17 protein-coding genes are annotated in these 18,765 nt (G+C 41.3%); 9 read left to right on the forward strand and 8 right to left on the reverse strand.

Annotation, left to right across the window (positions count from 1 at the left end):
- The first annotated feature begins 36 nt into the window (after positions 1-36).
- Together BWP33_RS05910 and lpdA are read left to right on the forward strand one after the other, a co-directional pair.
- Positions 37-369: an accessory factor UbiK family protein gene (locus tag BWP33_RS05910; protein WP_002641905.1), complete on the forward strand. Its 333-nt coding sequence runs from the start codon at positions 37-39 to the stop codon at positions 367-369.
- Between the two features lie 145 nt (positions 370-514).
- Complete coding sequence (gene lpdA / locus BWP33_RS05915; RefSeq protein ID WP_002641904.1) at positions 515-2,320, forward strand: dihydrolipoyl dehydrogenase; 1,806 nt, start codon at positions 515-517, stop codon at positions 2,318-2,320.
- 137 nt (positions 2,321-2,457) lie between these two features.
- Here the strand turns inward: lpdA and BWP33_RS05920 are convergent, their stop codons facing one another.
- A complete protein-coding gene (locus BWP33_RS05920; protein WP_002641903.1) occupies positions 2,458-3,366 on the reverse strand; it encodes a recombination-associated protein RdgC in 909 nt (302 codons plus the stop codon).
- 201 nt (positions 3,367-3,567) lie between these two features.
- A complete protein-coding gene (locus BWP33_RS05925) occupies positions 3,568-4,056 on the reverse strand; it encodes an FxsA family protein (protein WP_002641902.1) in 489 nt (162 codons plus the stop codon).
- A gap of 389 nt (positions 4,057-4,445) precedes the next feature.
- On the opposite strand from BWP33_RS05925, the gene BWP33_RS05930 reads away from it, so the two are divergent.
- From BWP33_RS05930 to thrC, 4 genes are all read left to right on the forward strand, one after another.
- On the forward strand, positions 4,446-4,925 hold the full coding sequence (locus BWP33_RS05930) for a carboxymuconolactone decarboxylase family protein (RefSeq protein WP_002641901.1): 480 nt from the start codon (positions 4,446-4,448) through the stop codon (positions 4,923-4,925).
- A gap of 95 nt (positions 4,926-5,020) precedes the next feature.
- Positions 5,021-5,692 (forward strand): sulfite exporter TauE/SafE family protein, encoded by a 672-nt coding sequence (locus tag BWP33_RS05935; protein WP_040628962.1) that lies wholly within the window; start codon positions 5,021-5,023, stop codon positions 5,690-5,692.
- A 179-nt stretch (positions 5,693-5,871) separates the two neighbouring features.
- Entirely contained in the window at positions 5,872-6,330 is a 459-nt protein-coding gene (locus BWP33_RS05940) for a hypothetical protein (RefSeq protein ID WP_002641899.1), read from the forward strand.
- Between the two features lie 69 nt (positions 6,331-6,399).
- On the forward strand, positions 6,400-7,809 hold the full coding sequence (gene thrC, locus BWP33_RS05945) for a threonine synthase (RefSeq protein WP_002641898.1): 1,410 nt from the start codon (positions 6,400-6,402) through the stop codon (positions 7,807-7,809).
- 134 nt (positions 7,810-7,943) lie between these two features.
- On the opposite strand, the gene BWP33_RS05950 is transcribed toward thrC, so the two are convergent.
- Positions 7,944-8,678 (reverse strand): class I SAM-dependent methyltransferase, encoded by a 735-nt coding sequence (locus BWP33_RS05950; RefSeq protein ID WP_002641897.1) that lies wholly within the window; start codon positions 8,676-8,678, stop codon positions 7,944-7,946.
- On the reverse strand, positions 8,675-9,370 hold the full coding sequence (locus BWP33_RS05955; RefSeq protein ID WP_002641896.1) for a class I SAM-dependent methyltransferase: 696 nt from the start codon (positions 9,368-9,370) through the stop codon (positions 8,675-8,677). The genes BWP33_RS05950 and BWP33_RS05955 overlap by 4 nt, the downstream gene beginning before the upstream one ends.
- 179 nt (positions 9,371-9,549) lie before the next feature.
- Between BWP33_RS05955 and BWP33_RS05960 the strand changes: the two genes are divergently transcribed.
- From BWP33_RS05960 to BWP33_RS05970, 3 genes are all read left to right on the forward strand, one after another.
- Positions 9,550-11,889, forward strand: a complete 2,340-nt coding sequence (locus BWP33_RS05960) for a lytic transglycosylase (RefSeq protein ID WP_158666817.1) — start codon at positions 9,550-9,552, stop codon at positions 11,887-11,889.
- 84 nt (positions 11,890-11,973) lie between these two features.
- Positions 11,974-12,216 (forward strand): hypothetical protein, encoded by a 243-nt coding sequence (locus BWP33_RS05965; RefSeq protein WP_002641894.1) that lies wholly within the window; start codon positions 11,974-11,976, stop codon positions 12,214-12,216.
- A 95-nt stretch (positions 12,217-12,311) separates the two neighbouring features.
- The gene (locus BWP33_RS05970) at positions 12,312-12,644 is read left to right on the forward strand and encodes a hypothetical protein (protein ID WP_002641893.1); all 333 of its coding nucleotides are present in this window, start codon (positions 12,312-12,314) and stop codon (positions 12,642-12,644) included.
- A gap of 6 nt (positions 12,645-12,650) precedes the next feature.
- On the opposite strand, the gene yfaE is transcribed toward BWP33_RS05970, so the two are convergent.
- The 4 genes from yfaE to rnr all read right to left on the reverse strand — a co-directional run bounded on the left by yfaE (position 12,651) and on the right by rnr (position 18,740).
- A complete protein-coding gene (gene yfaE / locus BWP33_RS05975) occupies positions 12,651-12,917 on the reverse strand; it encodes a class I ribonucleotide reductase maintenance protein YfaE (RefSeq protein ID WP_002641892.1) in 267 nt (88 codons plus the stop codon).
- Positions 12,918-12,952: 35 nt separating this feature from the next.
- On the reverse strand, positions 12,953-14,086 hold the full coding sequence (gene nrdB, locus BWP33_RS05980) for a class Ia ribonucleoside-diphosphate reductase subunit beta (protein WP_104930436.1): 1,134 nt from the start codon (positions 14,084-14,086) through the stop codon (positions 12,953-12,955).
- A gap of 200 nt (positions 14,087-14,286) precedes the next feature.
- Positions 14,287-16,104: a SurA N-terminal domain-containing protein gene (locus BWP33_RS05985; protein WP_002641890.1), complete on the reverse strand. Its 1,818-nt coding sequence runs from the start codon at positions 16,102-16,104 to the stop codon at positions 14,287-14,289.
- Positions 16,105-16,226: 122 nt separating this feature from the next.
- Complete coding sequence (rnr, locus tag BWP33_RS05990; protein WP_002641889.1) at positions 16,227-18,740, reverse strand: ribonuclease R; 2,514 nt, start codon at positions 18,738-18,740, stop codon at positions 16,227-16,229.
- Positions 18,741-18,765: the final 25 nt, after the last annotated feature.

An 18,765-nucleotide genomic window follows, 5' to 3' on the forward strand; every position in this document is an offset into this window, starting at 1 on the left:
TCCATTTTTACCGTTTTTTTATTCAAGGAAATTATCATGATTGCCAAACAATTATTTGACGAAATCACGCAAAAATTAGGCGACACCATTGCCAACAGCCCTGCCAAAGATTTAGAGAAAAATGCTAAAGCCATGCTGAGCGGCGCATTCAATAAAATGGATTTGGTTACTCGTGAAGAATTTGACGTGCAACAACAAGTATTAATCAAAACACGTACCAAATTAAATGAATTAGAAACGCGCTTGGCAACTTTGGAAGCGATGATGAATCCCAAACCACAAGAGCCAGTTGTTTACGAAACATTTGTTCACGATACAGCTCCTGTGGAAATTTTGGAAACCACAGAAAACAAAAAATCTGAAGACTAATTTTTTAATCTGTACTTAATTTGTTATTTGATACAAATGATGGATACAGGTTTTTCATTTGTGATGATGATTTTTACACGAGAAAATCGGGTATAATATAAGACAGTTTTTTGTACTTTTATCTTGAACAAGAAAGGCTAAAATCATGAGTTCAGTAGAATTAAAAGTCCCTGATATTGGCGGACATGAGAATGTGGACATTATCGCTGTTGAAATCAAAGTAGGCGATACGGTTGAATTGGAACAAACATTAATCACATTGGAAACCGACAAAGCAACCATGGACGTGCCAGCTGATGCAGCTGGTGTGGTTAAAGAAGTGTGCGTTAAAGTGGGCGACAAAATTTCTGAAGGCGGTGTGATTGCTGTGATTGAAGCATCAGGTTCGGCTGCTGTTGCCTCTGCTCCCAAAACTGAAGACAAACCTGCTGCCCCTGCACAAGTTGAAACACCTAAATCTGCTGTCCCTGCACCACAAGCAGCTAGTTTTTCAGGCAGCGCGGATGCTGAATACGATGTTGTTGTATTGGGTGGCGGTCCTGGTGGTTATTCTGCGGCATTTGCTGTGGCTGATGAAGGTCTGAAAGTAGCGATTGTTGAGCAATATTCAACATTAGGTGGCGTGTGTTTGAATGTGGGTTGTATTCCATCAAAAGCCCTGTTGCATAACGCTGCTGTGATTGATGAAGTGAAACATTTAGCAGCTAACGGCATTAAATATACCGCGCCTGAAATTGATATTGATATGTTACGTGGCTACAAAGAAAAAGTTATTGGCAAATTAACAGGCGGTTTGGCTGGTATGGCAAAAGCGCGTAAAGTGGATTTAATCAAAGGTTTTGGTAAATTTGTGGGAGCGAACCACATTGAAGTGGCTTTGACCGAATCTACCCAATACGAACAAGCCACCGAAACGGGCAGCAAAAAAACCGTTGCTTTCAAAAACTGTATCATCGCAGTGGGTAGTCGTGTGGTGAATTTGCCATTTATTCCAAAAGACCCACGTATTGTGGACAGTACAGGTGCATTGGAATTGCGTCAAATCCCTGAAAAAATGTTGATTATCGGTGGTGGTATCATCGGTTTGGAGATGGGTACGGTTTACAGCACATTGGGTGCACGTTTGGATGTGGTAGAAATGATGGACGGTTTGATGCAAGGTGCTGACCGTGATTTGGTTAAAGTATGGGAAAAAATGAACGCGCATCGCTTTGACAACATCATGACGAAAACCAAAACCGTTGCGGTTGAAGCCAAAGAAGATGGCATTTACGTTACATTTGAAGGTGAAAAAGCCCCAGCCGAACCACAACGCTATGATTTGGTATTGGTTGCAGCAGGTCGCGTGCCAAACGGTAAATTGTGCGATGCGGAAAAAGCTGGCGTGGCAGTTACCGAACTCGGTTTCATTGAAGTGGACAAACAACAACGTACCAACGTGCCACACATTTACGCCATTGGTGATGTCGTGGGACAACCCATGTTGGCACACAAAGCCGTTCACGAAGGACACGTTGCTGCTGAAAACTGCGCTGGACATAAAGCATTTTTTGATGCGCGTGTGATTCCAGGTGTGGCGTACACTGATCCAGAAGTGGCTTGGGTGGGTGTTACCGAAGAAATCGCCAAACGCGATGGCATCAAAATCACCAAATCTGTGTTCCCATGGGCAGCAAGTGGCCGCGCGATTGCCAATGGTCGTGATGAAGGCTTCACTAAATTGATTTTTGATGCTGAAACAGGTCATATTATCGGTGGTGGCATTGTTGGCACACACGCGGGCGATATGATTGGCGAAATTTGCTTGGCGATTGAGATGGGTTGCGATGCAGAAGACATTGGCAAAACCATTCATCCACACCCAACTTTGGGTGAATCCATCGGTATGGCAGCGGAAGTGGCTAACGGTACTTGTACCGATTTGCCGCCACAAAAGAAAGCCAAAAAATAATTTAATTTTTTGATTTTTAAAATATTGAGGCAGCCTGAAAAAAATTTCAGGCTGCTTTTTAAGTCAATATCGGGACTATTGGCTTTAAAAGCCAACGCAGCAGTATTTTTATTTTAAGCGACTATAACAACAGGGATTTAATTTTTCTCTTCTAACCAACCGCCCAAATGTCCCACCAATTCCAAAATCATTTCTGACACACTTTGCGCCATTAAAATTTGCGATGCGAAAGCCAAACTGGCAGCATCATCGCCGTTTTGTTCAGCTTCTTCTTGTAAAACATCAAGATATTGAATACGCTTGAGTGTGAAATCTGATGTCAATACAAATGCGATTTGTTCACGCCACACCAAACCCAATTGCGTAACGGATTTGCCTGTTTTGACTAATTGCACCACTTCATCTGCCGTCAAATCTTGTTTTGCGACTTTGACGATAGGCGCAATGTCGCCTGTGCCTTTTAGTTCACAATCGCTGTCCAGTTCAAAACCGCCCGCCGCCGCGCCTTTGAGTAGCCAATCGGTCATTAAGGTGCTGGGAGATTGTTGGGTGCGTGGCAAATGTACGTCCAAGCCGCCCAAGGCTTCTCGTAATTTGCCAATCATGTTTTCAGATTTGGTCGCAGATGCATGATTGACAAATAAGAAGCCGTGTTTGGTGTCGCAAACAGCAAAGGTTTTACTGCTACGCGTGAATGCACGTGGTAATAATGTATCAGTAATCTGTTCTTTTAATTCTGTTTTTTCTTTTCTGCCAACTTTGCGATTTTCATTTTCTTGAATTTCGTTGATTTTATCATCTAAAAATTCACGAATTACCGCAGCAGGTAAAACTTTATCTGAGCGTTTGAGTGCAACCGACCAAGTGAAATCAGCAGGAAACACCAATTCAGGTGAAAAGTTTTGTGGCGCAGCAAATCCTTCACTAAACCAATCCAAACCCATTACAGGCGAAAATTCAGCTGTTGCCAGCTTTTCGGATAATGTATCCAATTCGGGCAATTGTGTGATATTAATTGGAAAAAAACTGATTTGTTTGAACCACATAATACGTCTCTACTCTTAAAAAGTGGGCAATTATAGCATTTTCAGGCTGCCTGAAATAGGGCAAATGACCATTCATCTATACGTTTGCTGTTTGGTTGGAGAATCAGTATCTATCATAGTCGAATGGTCATTTGCTTGATGATTAATATTGTGTTGATTTTAATTGAATGATATTTCTTTTTGCTTGAAAGATTTTTATGGTTAATGTTTAATTATATCATCATGATTTTGTTTGATTTTGTTATTGCGGACGATATAATCACCTTCAATGACATCGTCTTGATTTTGATGTTTGCTGTGATGTGTGTATTCAAAACCGTTTTGTCGCGCTGTATCTGAAAAAATATCACTTTGTTTTTTATCCGTTTTATTGTTAAATTGAAACGGCGCAAGCAACAACAAACCCAAAGCGCTGGACAAAAATCCAGTCGGTAACGCCAACAAGAAACCCGCTAACGGTACACGAACAGGAAACAACATATCGTAAAACGACATACCACCGCGTAAAAATTGCCCAGCCATTAAGGCTTTAGCGACATTCAAATTATTTCGCAGCAGCGCACCGCCCACGATAAATCCCAAAATAATCAATACAAAAGTGGTTAGTCCCCCCAGCCAACTCGCCACCCAAAATAAGCTGAAAAATTCCAGAACCATACCCGCAAAAAAGAAAATACCCAAATACTGCATATTGATTACCTTTCTATTAAACATATTAGCAAAATAACGACAATTACGTGAATTTGCAAGCCAAAATTTTTCAGGCTGCCTGTAAAAATGGGTAAATTCACCCATGTAGTCGTTTGAAATAAAAACAGGGCAAGGCAACCGCCGCGTACATCTTTAAGTACATAAAAGAAGTAGACAACGCAATTGTATTTTTAATTTTAAACGATTATAAATACCTTTATTATTTGATTATAATGAATTAAGTAGCCATCATAACGTTATTCGTTATTGCGTCAAGCGTTATGATGAATAAATACGCAAATCAGGCAGCCTGAAAAAATCATATTTACATCACTTAACGAAAATTTTATAATGAAATTTAATCGTTAAACCACTGAAAGGGCAGTATTATGCGTAAACGTGAACCCGCGCGATTAGATTTCAACGAAATTGGTAAACGCTATGACAATGTGATTCGCCAAGTAGAGGGTTTGTTGGCAGAAAATACCATTGAACCGAAATTGCGTGAATTGGTCAAAATTCGCGCTGCTCAAATCAATGGAAGCTTGTTTCATGTGGATAAACATGTGAAATTAGCCAAATCATTAGGCGAACAAGAATTGCGTTTGCATCATTTATCTATTTGGTATGATTCAGATTTATTCAGTGACCGCGAACGCGCTGCGCTGCAATGGACTGAATTGTTGACTAAATTATGTGGTCATGGTGTTTCGCGAAAAGATTATGATTATATTAAAGATTTTTTTAGTGAAGAAGAATTGGTAGATTTGAGTTTCATCATTGCCACAGCCAATTCGCGCCATCGTTTAGCGGCGGCTTTTTTGCCTGAAGTGGGCGTAGAAGACAATTGGTTGGGTTTTACTAAATAATTTTGTCATCATTTTTCAGGTCGCCTGATTTTTTAGGCAGCCTGAAAATACAAATGTCGCTGATAAATTAGCGACATTTTTTATTTTGAATCAGAATGTTGAATATGGATTGGCTGACTTTGTTTTTGTTGGGATTTTTTGGTGGAACGCATTGTGTGGGGATGTGTGGCGGTTTGAGTAGTGCGTTTGCGTTGCAATTACCTGTGCATATTCCACGTATTCTGTTGATTTTTTTGATGAATATTGGGCGGTTGTTGAGCTATACATTGATTGGTGTGTTGATGGGGGCGTTGTCGCAATTTGGTTTTTTGTTGGACGAGACACATCATTTGCAAATGGCTTTGTATATTTTAGCTAATTTATTGTTATTATTAATGGGTTTGTATTTGGCAGGTATATTTTCGGTGGCAGCGAAAATTGAATTGATTGGCAAGCCTGTGTGGCGTAAATTGAATCCATTACTGAATAAATTGTTGCCTATTCAATCTGTTGCAGGTTGCTTTGGGGTTGGGGTGTTGTGGGGATGGTTGCCGTGTGGTTTGGTGTACAATGCGTCTTTGTATGCGCTGGGAAGCGGGTCGGCGGTGCAGGGCGGATGGTTGATGTTGGCGTTTGGTTTGGGGACGCTGCCGAATTTGTTGGCGATGGGGGCGTTTGCAGCACAACTAAAAGGCATTTTACAAAATCGTTGGGTACGGTTGGTGGCGGGATTGTTGGTAAGTGGCTGGGCGGTTTGGTGTTTGGTTAAAATTTGGGTGGTGTCCTGAAAAGTGTGCTGTCTCAAAATACCGTCATTCTCGTGTCAGTTTTTTAATAAGAAAATTGGATTCCCTCATTCGCGAAAATGACGATACGTTCTATTTTCAGGCTGCCTGAAACTTGTATTTTCGTAAATTTATTAGGATAATCCGTTTTTTTCTTTATTTGATTGTGTAAGGATTGTTCAATGAAAAAATTAGCTTTGATTTTAATGACTTCTATTTTGATGACTGCTTGTGCAGGTTCTGGCACAACAGCCAGCAATGACACTTCTGCAGGCATCGGTGGTGCGATTGGCAGTATTTTTAATGGTGGCAGCTCAAGCCGTGGCGAGACGAGTTCTGGTGCAAAAGGTATTACAGCCAGCTTGATTAAAATGTATGTGAATAACCAATGTGTTAGCAATTTGCAAGCGCGTCAAGAATGGCGTTTGGCATCTTTAGCCATGACGGCTGAAAAACAAGCTGAATGGGAAGGGAAAATTTGCGGTTGCGTGAGCGAAGAAGCGCCAAACCAAGTAACCGCTGCCGATTTGGCAAGTGCCATGACTGAAGCGGGTCGCACCAAATTGATGACTGAAATTACTGCTAAAACCGTAACCGCTTGTTATAAACGTTTATTTACCGGTATGGTAACAGGCAAATAATTTTCTCAGGCAGCCTGAAGCGGATTTTTCAGGCTGCTTTTTTCAAATTTATTCAATAGGATAATGGTTATGAAATACATCAGCACGCGCGGACAAACCGAACACAAATTATTCAGTGAAGTTTTATTGATGGGACTTGCGCCTGATGGCGGTTTGATGCTGCCTGAAAAGTATCCCGTGATTAGTGAAACGATGTTGGCGAATTGGCGAAATTTAAGTTATAAAAATTTAGCTTTTGAAATCATTAGTTTGTTCGCTACTGATATTCCAGCTGAAGATTTACATGATATTGTGGAACGCACCTATACCGAAGAAGTATTCGGAACGCCCGAAATCACGCCTGTTCGCACTTTGAAAGACGGTATCAAAATCCAAGCCTTGTCCAATGGCCCAACACTGGCATTTAAAGACATGGCAATGCAGTTTTTGGGCAATATGTTTGAGTATGTATTAAATAAAGAAAACAAACAGTTAAATATTTTAGGCGCAACCAGTGGTGATACAGGTTCGGCGGCTGAATACGCATTGCGTGGCAAAAAAGGCGTGAACGTGTTTATGCTGTCGCCAGAAGGCAAAATGTCGGCGTTTCAACGTGCTCAAATGTTCAGTTTGCAAGACGAAAATATTGTGAATATTGCGGTAGAAGGAATGTTTGATGATTGCCAAGATATTGTTAAAGCAGTACAAAATGACCACGCATTCAAAGAAAAATATCATATTGGTACAGTCAATAGCATTAACTGGGGACGCATTGTTGCGCAAGTGGTTTACTATTTTGCAGGCTATTTCCGCGCCACTGAAAACAACAGCCAACAAGTGAGTTTTTGCGTGCCAAGTGGTAATTTTGGTAATGTGTGCGCGGGGCATATCGCCAAACAAATGGGTTTGCCAATCAATCGCTTAATTGTCGCTACCAATGAAAATGACGTATTAGACCAATTTTTTAAAACAGGCGAATACCGTCCGCGCAGTACCGAGCATACTTATGTAACGTCTAGCCCATCAATGGATATTTCCAAAGCATCTAATTTTGAACGATTTATTTTTGATTTGATGCAACGCGATGACAATGAAATCCAAGTTTTGTGGGCGGAAGTCGGAACGGGTAAGGGCTTTAATTTGCATTTTATGCTGCCTGAAATTCGCGAGAAATACGGTTTTGTGTCGGGCAAAAGTACCCATGTCGACCGCTTGACAACCATCAGACAAGTGTATGAATCTGATGGCGAATTGATTGACCCACACACCGCCGATGGCGTGAAAGTGGCGCGTGAATTGCGCGAAGATGATGAAATCATCATTTGTTTGGAAACCGCGTTAGCAGCCAAATTTGATGCAACCATTCATGAAGCAGTCGGTGAAGTGGTGATTCCACGTCCCACCAAATTAGATGGTTTGGAAGATTTGCCACAACGCGTGCAAGTCGTGCCAAATAATGCGGAAATTGTGAAAGATTTGATTCGCGAAAAATTGGATTAAAATGGATTTGCAATAACAATAGTGGATTAAATTCAACAGAATAGGGCGATAATGTTCGCTGTGTACAAATAATACATAAGAGCATTGAAAATACCATACTGGTTTGAATTTAATTCACTATAATTTATTGATTTTTAACTAGGTAAATACACGTCAAATCGCGTGGATTTTCCTGTATATTGATAAGCGGGCTTTTGTCCGCACAAATATTCCCCCAAGCGTGGGCGTTTAACCACTAATCGTTTTTTCGCCACTTTTAAGGCAGCCTGAAAAAGTGCTGCGTCATTATTTTGCATCGATAAACCAATTAATTCATGAAAATACGCCATTTCTTTTTTGACGGCGGCGGATTTTTGGCGTTCGGGGTACATGGGGTCTAGGTATACCACATCGGGCTTACCGAATTTGGCGGCTTCGGTGTGAAGCAGTTCGGCAGCGTCGCCATAAATTGTGGTGATGCGCGACACGATAGCGGCGGTTTCAGGCTGCCTTGTGGCACGTAGCAAACCATCGTTTAATAATGCGAAAACGGCTGGATTTTGTTCAAATAATCTGATGGTTAATCCTAAACTAGCCAAGACGAAACTGTCGCGCCCCAAACCGCCAGTTGCGTCCCAAACCACAGGATGCGTGGTATGATTGACGGCTTTGCCAATTAATTCGCCGCCTCCTTGAATGCGTCTGTGTTGGGCTGTGCCGCTGGTGAAATTGACTTGTACTGTGCCTTTTTCGCCAACTTTGGCAAGCGACAAACCATCATCATAAGTCAAGTAAACGCCGTTTTCAGGCAGCCTGAAAGATTGCGCGAAATGATTTAAATGTTCGGGTAATATGGTATTTGGTTTGGTAAATATTATCATTTGGTTCATCCATTTCTTGCCCATGCACACGCAGATTCATCAATTGAAAAATGCACGTTTTGTCCTTGTTTGGATAAACGCACGTTTAATACGTCTTTTCGCAAAATCAAAGCATAAACTGCTGCGATGTGTGGCAGCCAGCGATTACCGGCTTGTTCCAAAAATCTTAAATTTTCAATCCATTTACGCGAACGAATAGGGGGCAGATAATTTAAAAATTGTCCTTGTTCTATTTGCCAATGATGTTTAGCGCACCACATTTTCAAATCATGTAAATGCAATGCGTGGCGCACATCGGGTACTTCATGTCGCCAATCCAGTCGCCACAATGAATACGGATTGAATCCTGTTAAAATGAGTCGTCCATGGGGTTGTAAAATATGTTCAATTTGGGTCAACACCAGTTGCCAATGTTGTCCAACGCAATCCAATTCATGACACACCACAACCACATCAAATGACTGTGCCACCCAAGGCAAAGCCAAAGAATTCGCTAATACATCAGCAGGTAATGATTCATTTTGTCGAATCCACGTGCATTTTTCAGGCAGCCTGAAAGTGCCCAAATCCATGCCCATACTTAAAATATTTTCAGGCAGCATGGTATTTAGGTATTTTTGTACAAAATGATGTTCTTGCAAACACACATCGTGTCCCAAAAAATGATTTGTCCACCAAGTCTGTAAAAATTGCCGATTCACGCGTTCACTCCCAAAATTGTCTCATCTGGTACACAAATTGCTAAAGATTTGGCATAAATTAGTTTAAAAATGCCAGTTTGCGGTCATTTTACCGTATTATTCAATTGACATATAAACTATAAAACTTTACGATAATGATATCCTTAAAACTCCGTTGCTTTATGCAAAATTTTTACACTATGAAAACATTCAAGTCTCTAGCGATTGCCGTGAGCGGTTTATGCGTTTTACCGACCGCAGTACAAGCCAAAAATATAGCTACTAATGAAGTTGGTATGGCAATGATGCGTCTAAACGCGTCTGCAGTGAGTGATGAAGTCAAATATGCCCAAACAGCATCTTCCAATAAAAAAAGTTATGGGGGAAGCGTGTGGAATCATCTGCGTAACGATTTTCGCATGGCAGAAGTAAATAGCAATTTGGTGCGTAGCCATGAGTACAAATTTGCCACCAACAGCGCGTACTTTAATCGCACATTGAATCGCAGTAAACCTTATATGTATCATATTGTGCAAGAAGTGAAAAAACGCGGAATGCCGGCCGAGATTGCTTTATTGCCTTTTATTGAAAGTGCGTATGTAATTAAAGCCAGTTCACATGTTGGTGCATCGGGTTTGTGGCAATTTATGCCGGCGACAGGTCGCCATTATGGTTTGGAGCAAACGCCATTATATGATGGTCGCCATGATGTGTATGCTGCTACTGATGCGGCATTGAATTATTTACAATATTTACATGGTTTGTTTGGTGATTGGTCATTGGCTTTGGCTGCTTATAACTGGGGCGAAGGGAATGTAACGCGTGCGGTTCGCCGCGCTCAAGCATCAGGCATTGCACCGACTTACGAAAATTTGAAAATGCCAGCAGAAACACGCAATTATGTACCGAAATTATTGGCGGTGCGTAATTTGGTGCGTAACCCACAGGCATATGGTTTGAGTTTGCCTGAAATTGAAAATACGCCTTATTTTAAAGCAGTTACCGTTAATAATCCTGTTGACATTATGGCAGCTGCTCATTTAGCAAATATTTCAGAGAGCGAATTTTTGGCATTGAATCCAGCGTTCAAAACGCCTGTTTTCATTCCTAAAAATGGTCGGAAAATGCTTTTGCCTGTTGCTGCTGCCAAAACATTTGAAACCAATTATAAAGAAAACAATACTAAATCATTGTTATCTTGGGACGTGTTTACGCCAAGCTATAATATGCCAATCTCTGAAGTGGCAGCGAAAACAGGTACTGATGTGAATGAATTGCGCCGTTTAAATGGTTTGAATGGCAATCAAATTTCGGCAGGGCGCAGCGTATTGGTGGCGAAAAATGGTAAAGCCACACAAGCATTATCTGTGAATTTCCAATCCGCGGATAAAGACAATACCCCAGATACGTTTGTTGAGAAAAAACAGCCAGTTATTACTAATTTTGTTGCCAAAACAGAAGTGGAGTCGGCGCATCATGATAAATCCGCCATTTTGGCTGCACGAATCATGGCAAGCAATAATTTAGTAATTGATACAGCAGATAATATTGCTTCTGCTCCAGTTTCTGTTGCAACTGCGCCAGCAGTGCCGAAATTGGCGACATCACGCGATTTTGTTGCACAACAAAAAATGCCAACTACTGATTTTACAGCATTGACAAAAGCGGCTGCCAATAATTTGGTAGTTAATGATGCCAATCCAGTAGTTGAAAACACAACCACCCCAGTGGTAACACCTGCCAGCGATATGATAGCTCAAAATAATCAAGCCATTATTAGTGCAGAGGAATTGGCCAAAATTGATAATGAAATTCAGCAAAATGCAGCAAACAATATCAATTTTGTAGCCGCTAATCCAACCAATAAAGCTGTATTGCTGCCTGAAGAAATGGACTTGGTTTCTCAGCAAAAAACGGTCGTGGCAACTGCTGCACCCAAAAACGTAGCGACTACTGATCCTTTGTTAGCGTTGGCAAATGAAAAAGCCAATGCACTTAGAGAGGCTCGTGCAGTGGCAGCACGCGCGAAACGTGAAGCAGAACGCGCTAAAGCAGCCGCTCGCATTGCTGAAGCCAAAGAAGTTAAACGCAAAGCACAAGAACAAGCACGTGCTGAAAAATTGAAGCAAGCCAATGAATTAGCTGCTTTACGTCGTGCGCGCGAAGCAGGTGAGCCGATTACCACTGCTATTCGTGAGCAACAGGTCGCAGCAGCTGCAACCACGCATCGTGTGAAAGAGGGCGATACCTTATTCAATATCGCCCAGCGTTACAATTTAAATGTGGTGGATTTGGTTAATGCCAATAATTTGCGTGGCAACAGCATTCGTGTTGGACAGGTATTGAAAGTAACGGGTTCTAAATCCGTCAATCCACCGCGTAACCCGATGACCAAAGTGTCTGGCAGAACATCTGCTGTGATGGGTTTGAGTCGTGAGGTAACGGTTTCTAGCGTGCCATTTGATTCACGTAATCAAAAAAATACACGTAAACCAACAACTTCTAAAACCAAAATCAATACGAAGTTAATGCCAAGTTAATAATGGTTTTTTTGAATAATATAAGCATAGGCAGCCTGAAAATCAGTTGATTTGTTTTCAGGCTGCCTTTTTTGGAGAAAAAACATGAGAATTTTAGGGTTTGTATTGGGTTCTGTGATTTGGTTTTGGGTAGTATACTCGCTGACTATGGCACTGGCACAAGCCATCAAAACAGGTATTGCCTCGAATTCTATTAAAAAATATGTTTATCATCAACAACCTATTAAGTTTTTATTGACTGTATTGGTTCAATTTATTTTTTGGTTGGGCATGGTGGGTTGGTGGCTAAATGGTGTGTGGAATTTGTTGATAAAATTAGCAGATTGATTATTGTGCCAATTTTATTTTTTCGTTACGATTTTATTTTGTTGAATGATTTATTCAGGCTGCCTGAAAAATCAATATGACCATTGGAGTGATTAATGTCTCGTTTTCAAAATGCCCGTTTGACCGCTATACGCCACATTGAATCAGAAAATAAACTGATTTTAAGTTTTGCGAATTTGCCAGATTATGAAATGAATAGTGTGGTGGATTTTTCGTTGTCTGGATTTTTTCCGCACAATATTTTATTTGATTTATATGAATATTCGCTTGCCACGCTGCCTGCGCGATTGGCAGCAGAGTTTCCCGTTTTGTCGTATTATTTGCACAGTGGCGAAGATTGGCAGATTTTCTATTTATCGCCACAAGTGGGTTTAGGGGGAATTGTGGTTTGTGCCACGCTGGGCGAACTGCCCGAGACGGAAATTTAGGCACTGCTAATTTTCAGGCTGCCTGAAGCGACATTTGATGTGTAAGTCCGTTTGTGCTTGACAACAACATGGCAAAATTTCATCAGGTTGCAAAAATGCCATCGGCAATTGTGCATAAGATACGCAGCCTGAAAGCAATTTGATGCGACACGACCCACAATAACCATTGCGACATTGATATTCTACAGCATATCCTAATTTTTCTAGTGTTTCCAATAAATTAGAGTGTTCGGGCAAATTAAATTTACCTTCATCGGTGGTAATGGTGGTCATTTTCAGGCTGCCTAATTAGAGTAGGGGGAAAAGTTTTATAATTCAAAATCTTCCAAATCGGCGGCACGTACTTCCGCATCAATTTGTCCAATCAAATATGATGAAATTTCCACTTCTTGCGGTGCAACCTGCACATTATCAGATGACAACCACGCGTTAATCCATGGAATCGGATTTTGTAATGCTTTGGGAAAAGCTTGTGGCAACCCAACAGCGGACATTCGTAAATTTGTAATATATTCAACATATTGACCCAAAATATCTTTATTGAGACCAATCATAGAACCGTCTTTGAACAAATATGCAGCCCATTCTTTTTCTTGCGCGGCAGCTTTTTTGAATAATGCCACGCATTCATCGTGCAATTCAGCGGCAATTTCGGCCATTTCGGGGTCATCTGTACCATTTCGCATCAGATTCAGCATGTGTTGTGTGCTGGTCAAATGCAGTGCTTCATCACGCGCAATCAGTTTGATGATTTTGGCATTGCCCTCCATCAATTCGCGTTCGGCAAACGCAAAACTGCACGCAAACGAAACATAAAACCGAATGGCCTCCAGCACATTCACGCACATCAAACACAGATACAGTTTCTTTTTTAACTCGCGCAGTGAAATGGTTATTTCTTTATTATTGATGAGGTGTTTTCCTTCACCTAACAGATTGAAATATTGGGTATATTCAATTAAATCATTGTAATAACACGCGATGTCTTCGGCACGTGCAATGATGTATTCATTTTGCACAATGTCATCAAAGACCACCGATGGGTCATTGACAATATTGCGGATAATGTGCGTATAGCTGCGTGAATGAATGGTTTCAAAAAACGCCCACGTTTCAATCCACGTTTCCAATTCAGGAATAGACACCAATGGCAACAACGCCACATTTGGGCTGCGTCCTTGAATGCTATCCAACAGAGTTTGATACTTTAAGTTACTGATAAATATGTGTTTTTCGTGTTCTGGTAATTTGGCGTAATCCATGCGGTCGCGTGATAAATCCACTTCCTCAGGTCGCCAAAAGAATGAAATTTGCTTTTCAATTAATTTTTCAAACACTTCATATTTTTGTTGGTCGTAACGCGCCACGTTCACAGGCTGCCCAAAAAACATGGGTTCAACTAAGGGATTATTTGGATTTTTGCTGAACGTACTGTATTGCATTTGCAAGTGTTCACAAGGCATGATGGGATTCTTTCACATTTTGAAATATTTTTAACAGGGCGAATTTTAACGCAAAATGCGAATTCAGGCAGCCCAAAGAATCATTTACTAAATAAAATAAACAGCCAAATAAAAATAAAACAATTTAATATCAATACGTTTTATTTTATTTGGCTTTTATTAAAAGGCTGCCTGAAAAATTATTCAGTTGCATCGGTTACTTTTTCTGAACCTTGTTCCGTTTTTACGATTTTGCTCAAGTTATCCATAAATGCTTCTGCCATCGCATTGCGCTCGGTTACAGGCAGCATAATTTGTTTCACGGTGGACAAGGTTTCCACATCAGCTGCCGCCGCTTGTTTCACAGTTTGCACTTCAATCAATTGTGGTGCGCCCAAATTATCAATCAAAACGTAAGCAGGTTTTCCATTTTTTGGTATGGTTTTCATGAAGTTAGCATATGCTTCGGGGCTGAAATTACCTTGCGCTTGTTCAGGCGAAACTTCTTGGACAGGCGACCAATTCAGAGCAAGCATTTTGCCTGCTTGCAATTCTGCCAAAATTTTCTTGGCTTCATCAGTCGCCAAACGCGCACTCTCCGAACGCACGAAATCGCCTTTTACGCGTTCTTTTACGGCATCAAATGCTTGAACTGTTTGTTGACGTGTTTGTGTGGCGCGAACAAACCATGTTGTTCCATCAACGGTAATGGCTTCGGAATTGTGTTTTTTATCAAAGACATCATCACTAAATAATGCATCTACAACGGCATTGGGAATTTTTGCAGCGGGCGCATTATCACGTGTTAGCCATTCGCTATGTGTTTGAACCGTCAGTCCTAATTTTTCGGCGGCTTTTTTCAGGCTGCCTGAATCATCAAAAGCAGCTGCGCTCAATTCTTCGCGTAACTTGGTATAAGTTTGTTGTGCTTTTTTCAATTTGGCGGCATCACGCGCTGCGGTGTCATCGCTGGCGGTTGCGTTACCTAAGTTTTTGGCACGAATGATGTGATAACCGAAATTGCTTTCCACAACGTCGCTCACGCCGCCAGACTCTACGCCAAACGCCGCTTTTTTGAATGCGTCATTGACCAAATTGCCTTGTGCGGAAAACTCACCGATTATGCCAGATTTATCTTTACTATCAGAGTCTTGAGAATATTTTTTGGCTAATTCGGCAAATTTATCAGGATTGGCTTGTGCTTCTTTGGCAATTTTTTGCGCTTCTTCTTTGGCTTTATCTTTATTGCTGCCAAAAGGAATCAGAATATGTGCAATTTCACGCTTATTGGTTGATGAATTTTGGACATCTTGTTGTGCTTGTTTCACTTCTTCATCGCTAACGGTTTCTTTTTCAGCCAGCGTTTGTGGCGAAAAACGCACAAATTCAAATTGTACTGCTTGTGGTAGCGTGTAGGATTTTTGGTTAGCATCGTAGAATTTTTTCAATGACGCATCATCTATTTTCACTTTACTTTCAAATGCTTGTGGATTAACACCTACATTGCGAATTTTGCGCATTGCCATTGTGCTGTTTAAAAATTGCGCTACTTGGCTATCAGCAACCACGTTGCTGCCCAAAATTTTGCCAATTGATTCTAATAATAAAGTTTCGCGTTCGCTTTCCAAAAATTGCTGTTCACTCAAGCCATTACTTGCCAAAATTTGTTTGAATAATTCGGTGCTAAATTTGCCATTGGCATCATGGAAATTTTTATTATTCACAATGCTTTGTTTTAATTCGGTTTCTGAAATACTTAAACCCAATTGTTTCGCGCCTTCAGTCAAATAAGCACGATTCATTAATTGACGAAACACCGCTTCACGAGTTGCGCCTTGATTGGCACGGACGGCATTATCTAATTGATAACGCGTGATGATTTGGTCGCCAATTTTGACAATATATTGATTATTAGAGCCAAAACTGAATTGACTCGCGCCAAATCCAATAAATGAAATACCAATTAATGCCAATAAAACTTGGGCGGTGGTGCGGTGTTTTTCAATAGATGCAAACATTTTGATTTTCAAATAAAAAAGTTAAAAATAATTATTTCAGGCAGCCTGAAATCCTAAACGCATCGGATTATATCATTAGATTGCAGGGGCAAATAACAATTCATCTTGCCCTAAGCTACGGATTAATTTTTGCTGCGTTGTTTGGCAGCGCGAGCGCGTTTGCGTGGGCTATCGCTTTGGTTGGATTTTGCAGGCTGCCTTGATTCTGATTTTGGTTTAATTTTAACTGATTTTTTGGGTTTTTCGGTTTTTTTGCGAGCTTTTGGCGTGGTTTCGCTGGTTTTGTCGGCTTTTTTGCGTTTGGCTTTGCGCATGGATTTAGCATCAGATTCTGCCAATAAACGCGCTGCTTCGTCCAAAACCGATGTGGCAATTTGGATTTTTTTTGACGATTTTTTAGTCAATTTTCCTTCAGGCAGCCTGTCGTCAAATTGGGTAGATTTGCGTGATTTCTTTGATTTTTTTACCTCTGAAATCAAGAGTAAATCAATACGTGAAGTTTCTAAGTCAGCTCGTGCCACTTTGACTTGTACACGGTCGCCTACATCAAATCGCACGCCACTGCGTTCGCCTATCATCGCCATTAAATCTTCACGGTATTGGAAATAATCTTCGCCCAACTCTGATACGTGAATCATGCCATCAATATGCACATCGTCCAACGTAACGAATACCCCAAAATTGGTAATACGCGAAATTTTGCCACCAAAAACATCGCCGACTTTGTCGCGCATAAAATAGGTTTTTAGCCAATTTTCCACATCACGACTGGCTTCATCAGCACGGCGTTCGCAAAATGAACAATGTGCGCCTAACTCCTGCCAACTGCTTTCATCATACGTCTTTTTCGCCAAAATGGCTTTAATTGCACGATGCACCAACAAATCAGGATAACGACGAATCGGTGAAGTGAAATGCGTATAATGCTCGTACGCCAAGCCAAAATGTCCTTCATTTTCAGGTTCATAAACCGCTTGCTGCATGGAGCGCAACAACATAGATTGAATGATTTCACGGTCGGGACGGTCGGTAATTTGTGCGGCGAGTTCGCCATAATGTTTCGGTTGAGGGTCATCGCCACCACCCAAACGCAGACCCAACAATGCCAATTGTTCGCGCAAAGTTGCCAATTTTTCGGGTGTTGGACCAGAGTGATTGCGATATAACGCGTTATGTTGATGTTTTAACAAGAAATCTGCTGCACACACATTTGCTGCCAACATACATTCTTCAATTAATTTATGCGCATCATTGCGATGCACTTCTTCAATGCGTTCAATTTTGCCATTGTCATCAAAAATCATTTGTGTTTCAATGGTTTCAAATTCCATTGCGCCGCGTTTGAAACGTTTTTGCTGCAAAATTTGAAATAATTTGTACAACACGTTCAGGCAGCCTGAAAACTGATTTTCTGTTTTATTTTCAATCCATTGCCAAACTTGATTGTACGTCAAACGTCCATGCGATTTCATGACTGCAGGATAAAACTCATACGATTTCACGTTGCCCGCGTACGTAATTGTCATGTCGCAGACCATGCAAAGCCGCTCCACATCAGGGTTTAGCGAACAAATACCATTGGACAATTTTTCAGGCAGCATGGGAATGACACGGCGCGGAAAATACACGCTGGTGGCGCGTTCTCGTGAATCAATATCAATTAAATCATGTGGTTGAACATAATGACTCACGTCTGCAATCGCCACCACCAAACGATAATTGCGCCCAATTTTTTCGGCGTAAACCGCGTCATCAAAATCACGCGAAGTCTCGCCGTCAATCGTAACAAGCGGCAAATCACGCAAATCCACGCGGTTTTTGCGGTCGGTTGCGCGGACTTTGTCGGGAATTTTGTCCGCTGCTTTCAGGCAGCCTGTACTGAATTCGTGGGGCAATTTGTGTTTGCGTACAGCGATTTCAATTTCCATGCCACTATCGGCATAATCACCTAAAATTTCAGTAATTTTTGCGACAGCAGGGCGATGATTTTCGGGATAACTTTCAATTTCTGCCACAATCACTTGTCCTGATTTGGGCTGAAGTTGTGCGACGCTATCGGGTTCTAAAATAACGTTTTGATGCAAGCGTTTGTCTTCGGGTTCAAGCACCGCCACGCCGCGTTCCAAATAAAATCGTCCGACAATGGATTTTTGTCCGCGTTCCACGATATCCAATACTTGAGCTTCGCGGCGACCGCGTTTATCCAAACCAGCAGGACGAACGGTAACGATATCGCCATTCATCACGCCACGCAATTGGCGTTCATACAGCACAAAATCCTTGTCGCCTGTGGTTTTGAGTGGAACGGCAAACGCGAAACCGTCTTTATGCATTTCCACGCGACATTTGACAATATCTAATTTTTCCGCCACACAGACCAAGTTTTTGCGATTAATCAAAATTTGCCCATCACGCGCCATTGCTTTGAGACGGCGTTCAAAAAATTCAAACTCCTCATCGGTAATGGATAATTTTTCGGCAAGCGTGGGGATTTTTTGTGGTACGCCAGCTTGTTCCAGCAATTCAATTATCCATTCACGGCTAGGCAATGGGTGGTCATATTTTTGTTGTTCGCGTGTTAAATAAGGGTCTTTTTCACGTAAATTCAGTGTGTTGGTGTTTTTATTTTTAGCCATTCTTGACAATCCTTTTGTAGTATTT

The sequence above is a fragment of the Simonsiella muelleri ATCC 29453 genome (genome assembly GCF_002951835.1).
Classification (GTDB): domain Bacteria; phylum Pseudomonadota; class Gammaproteobacteria; order Burkholderiales; family Neisseriaceae; genus Simonsiella; species Simonsiella muelleri.

Bases quoted from the DNA above. Each gene is read 5' to 3' on its own strand.
- BWP33_RS05910 (WP_002641905.1), top strand. From the start codon at position 37: ATGATTGCCAAACAATTATTTGACGAAATCACGCAAAAATTAGGCGAC.
- lpdA (WP_002641904.1), top strand. From the start codon at position 515: ATGAGTTCAGTAGAATTAAAAGTCCCTGATATTGGCGGACATGAGAAT.
- BWP33_RS05920 (WP_002641903.1), bottom strand. From the start codon at position 3,366: ATGTGGTTCAAACAAATCAGTTTTTTTCCAATTAATATCACACAATTG.
- BWP33_RS05925 (WP_002641902.1), bottom strand. From the start codon at position 4,056: ATGCAGTATTTGGGTATTTTCTTTTTTGCGGGTATGGTTCTGGAATTT.
- BWP33_RS05930 (WP_002641901.1), top strand. From the start codon at position 4,446: ATGCGTAAACGTGAACCCGCGCGATTAGATTTCAACGAAATTGGTAAA.
- BWP33_RS05935 (WP_040628962.1), top strand. From the start codon at position 5,021: ATGTTGAATATGGATTGGCTGACTTTGTTTTTGTTGGGATTTTTTGGT.
- BWP33_RS05940 (WP_002641899.1), top strand. From the start codon at position 5,872: ATGAAAAAATTAGCTTTGATTTTAATGACTTCTATTTTGATGACTGCT.
- thrC (WP_002641898.1), top strand. From the start codon at position 6,400: ATGAAATACATCAGCACGCGCGGACAAACCGAACACAAATTATTCAGT.
- BWP33_RS05950 (WP_002641897.1), bottom strand. From the start codon at position 8,678: ATGAACCAAATGATAATATTTACCAAACCAAATACCATATTACCCGAA.
- BWP33_RS05960 (WP_158666817.1), top strand. From the start codon at position 9,550: ATGAAAACATTCAAGTCTCTAGCGATTGCCGTGAGCGGTTTATGCGTT.
- BWP33_RS05965 (WP_002641894.1), top strand. From the start codon at position 11,974: ATGAGAATTTTAGGGTTTGTATTGGGTTCTGTGATTTGGTTTTGGGTA.
- BWP33_RS05970 (WP_002641893.1), top strand. From the start codon at position 12,312: ATGTCTCGTTTTCAAAATGCCCGTTTGACCGCTATACGCCACATTGAA.
- yfaE (WP_002641892.1), bottom strand. From the start codon at position 12,917: ATGACCACCATTACCACCGATGAAGGTAAATTTAATTTGCCCGAACAC.
- nrdB (WP_104930436.1), bottom strand. From the start codon at position 14,086: ATGCAATACAGTACGTTCAGCAAAAATCCAAATAATCCCTTAGTTGAA.
- BWP33_RS05985 (WP_002641890.1), bottom strand. From the start codon at position 16,104: ATGTTTGCATCTATTGAAAAACACCGCACCACCGCCCAAGTTTTATTG.
- rnr (WP_002641889.1), bottom strand. From the start codon at position 18,740: ATGGCTAAAAATAAAAACACCAACACACTGAATTTACGTGAAAAAGAC.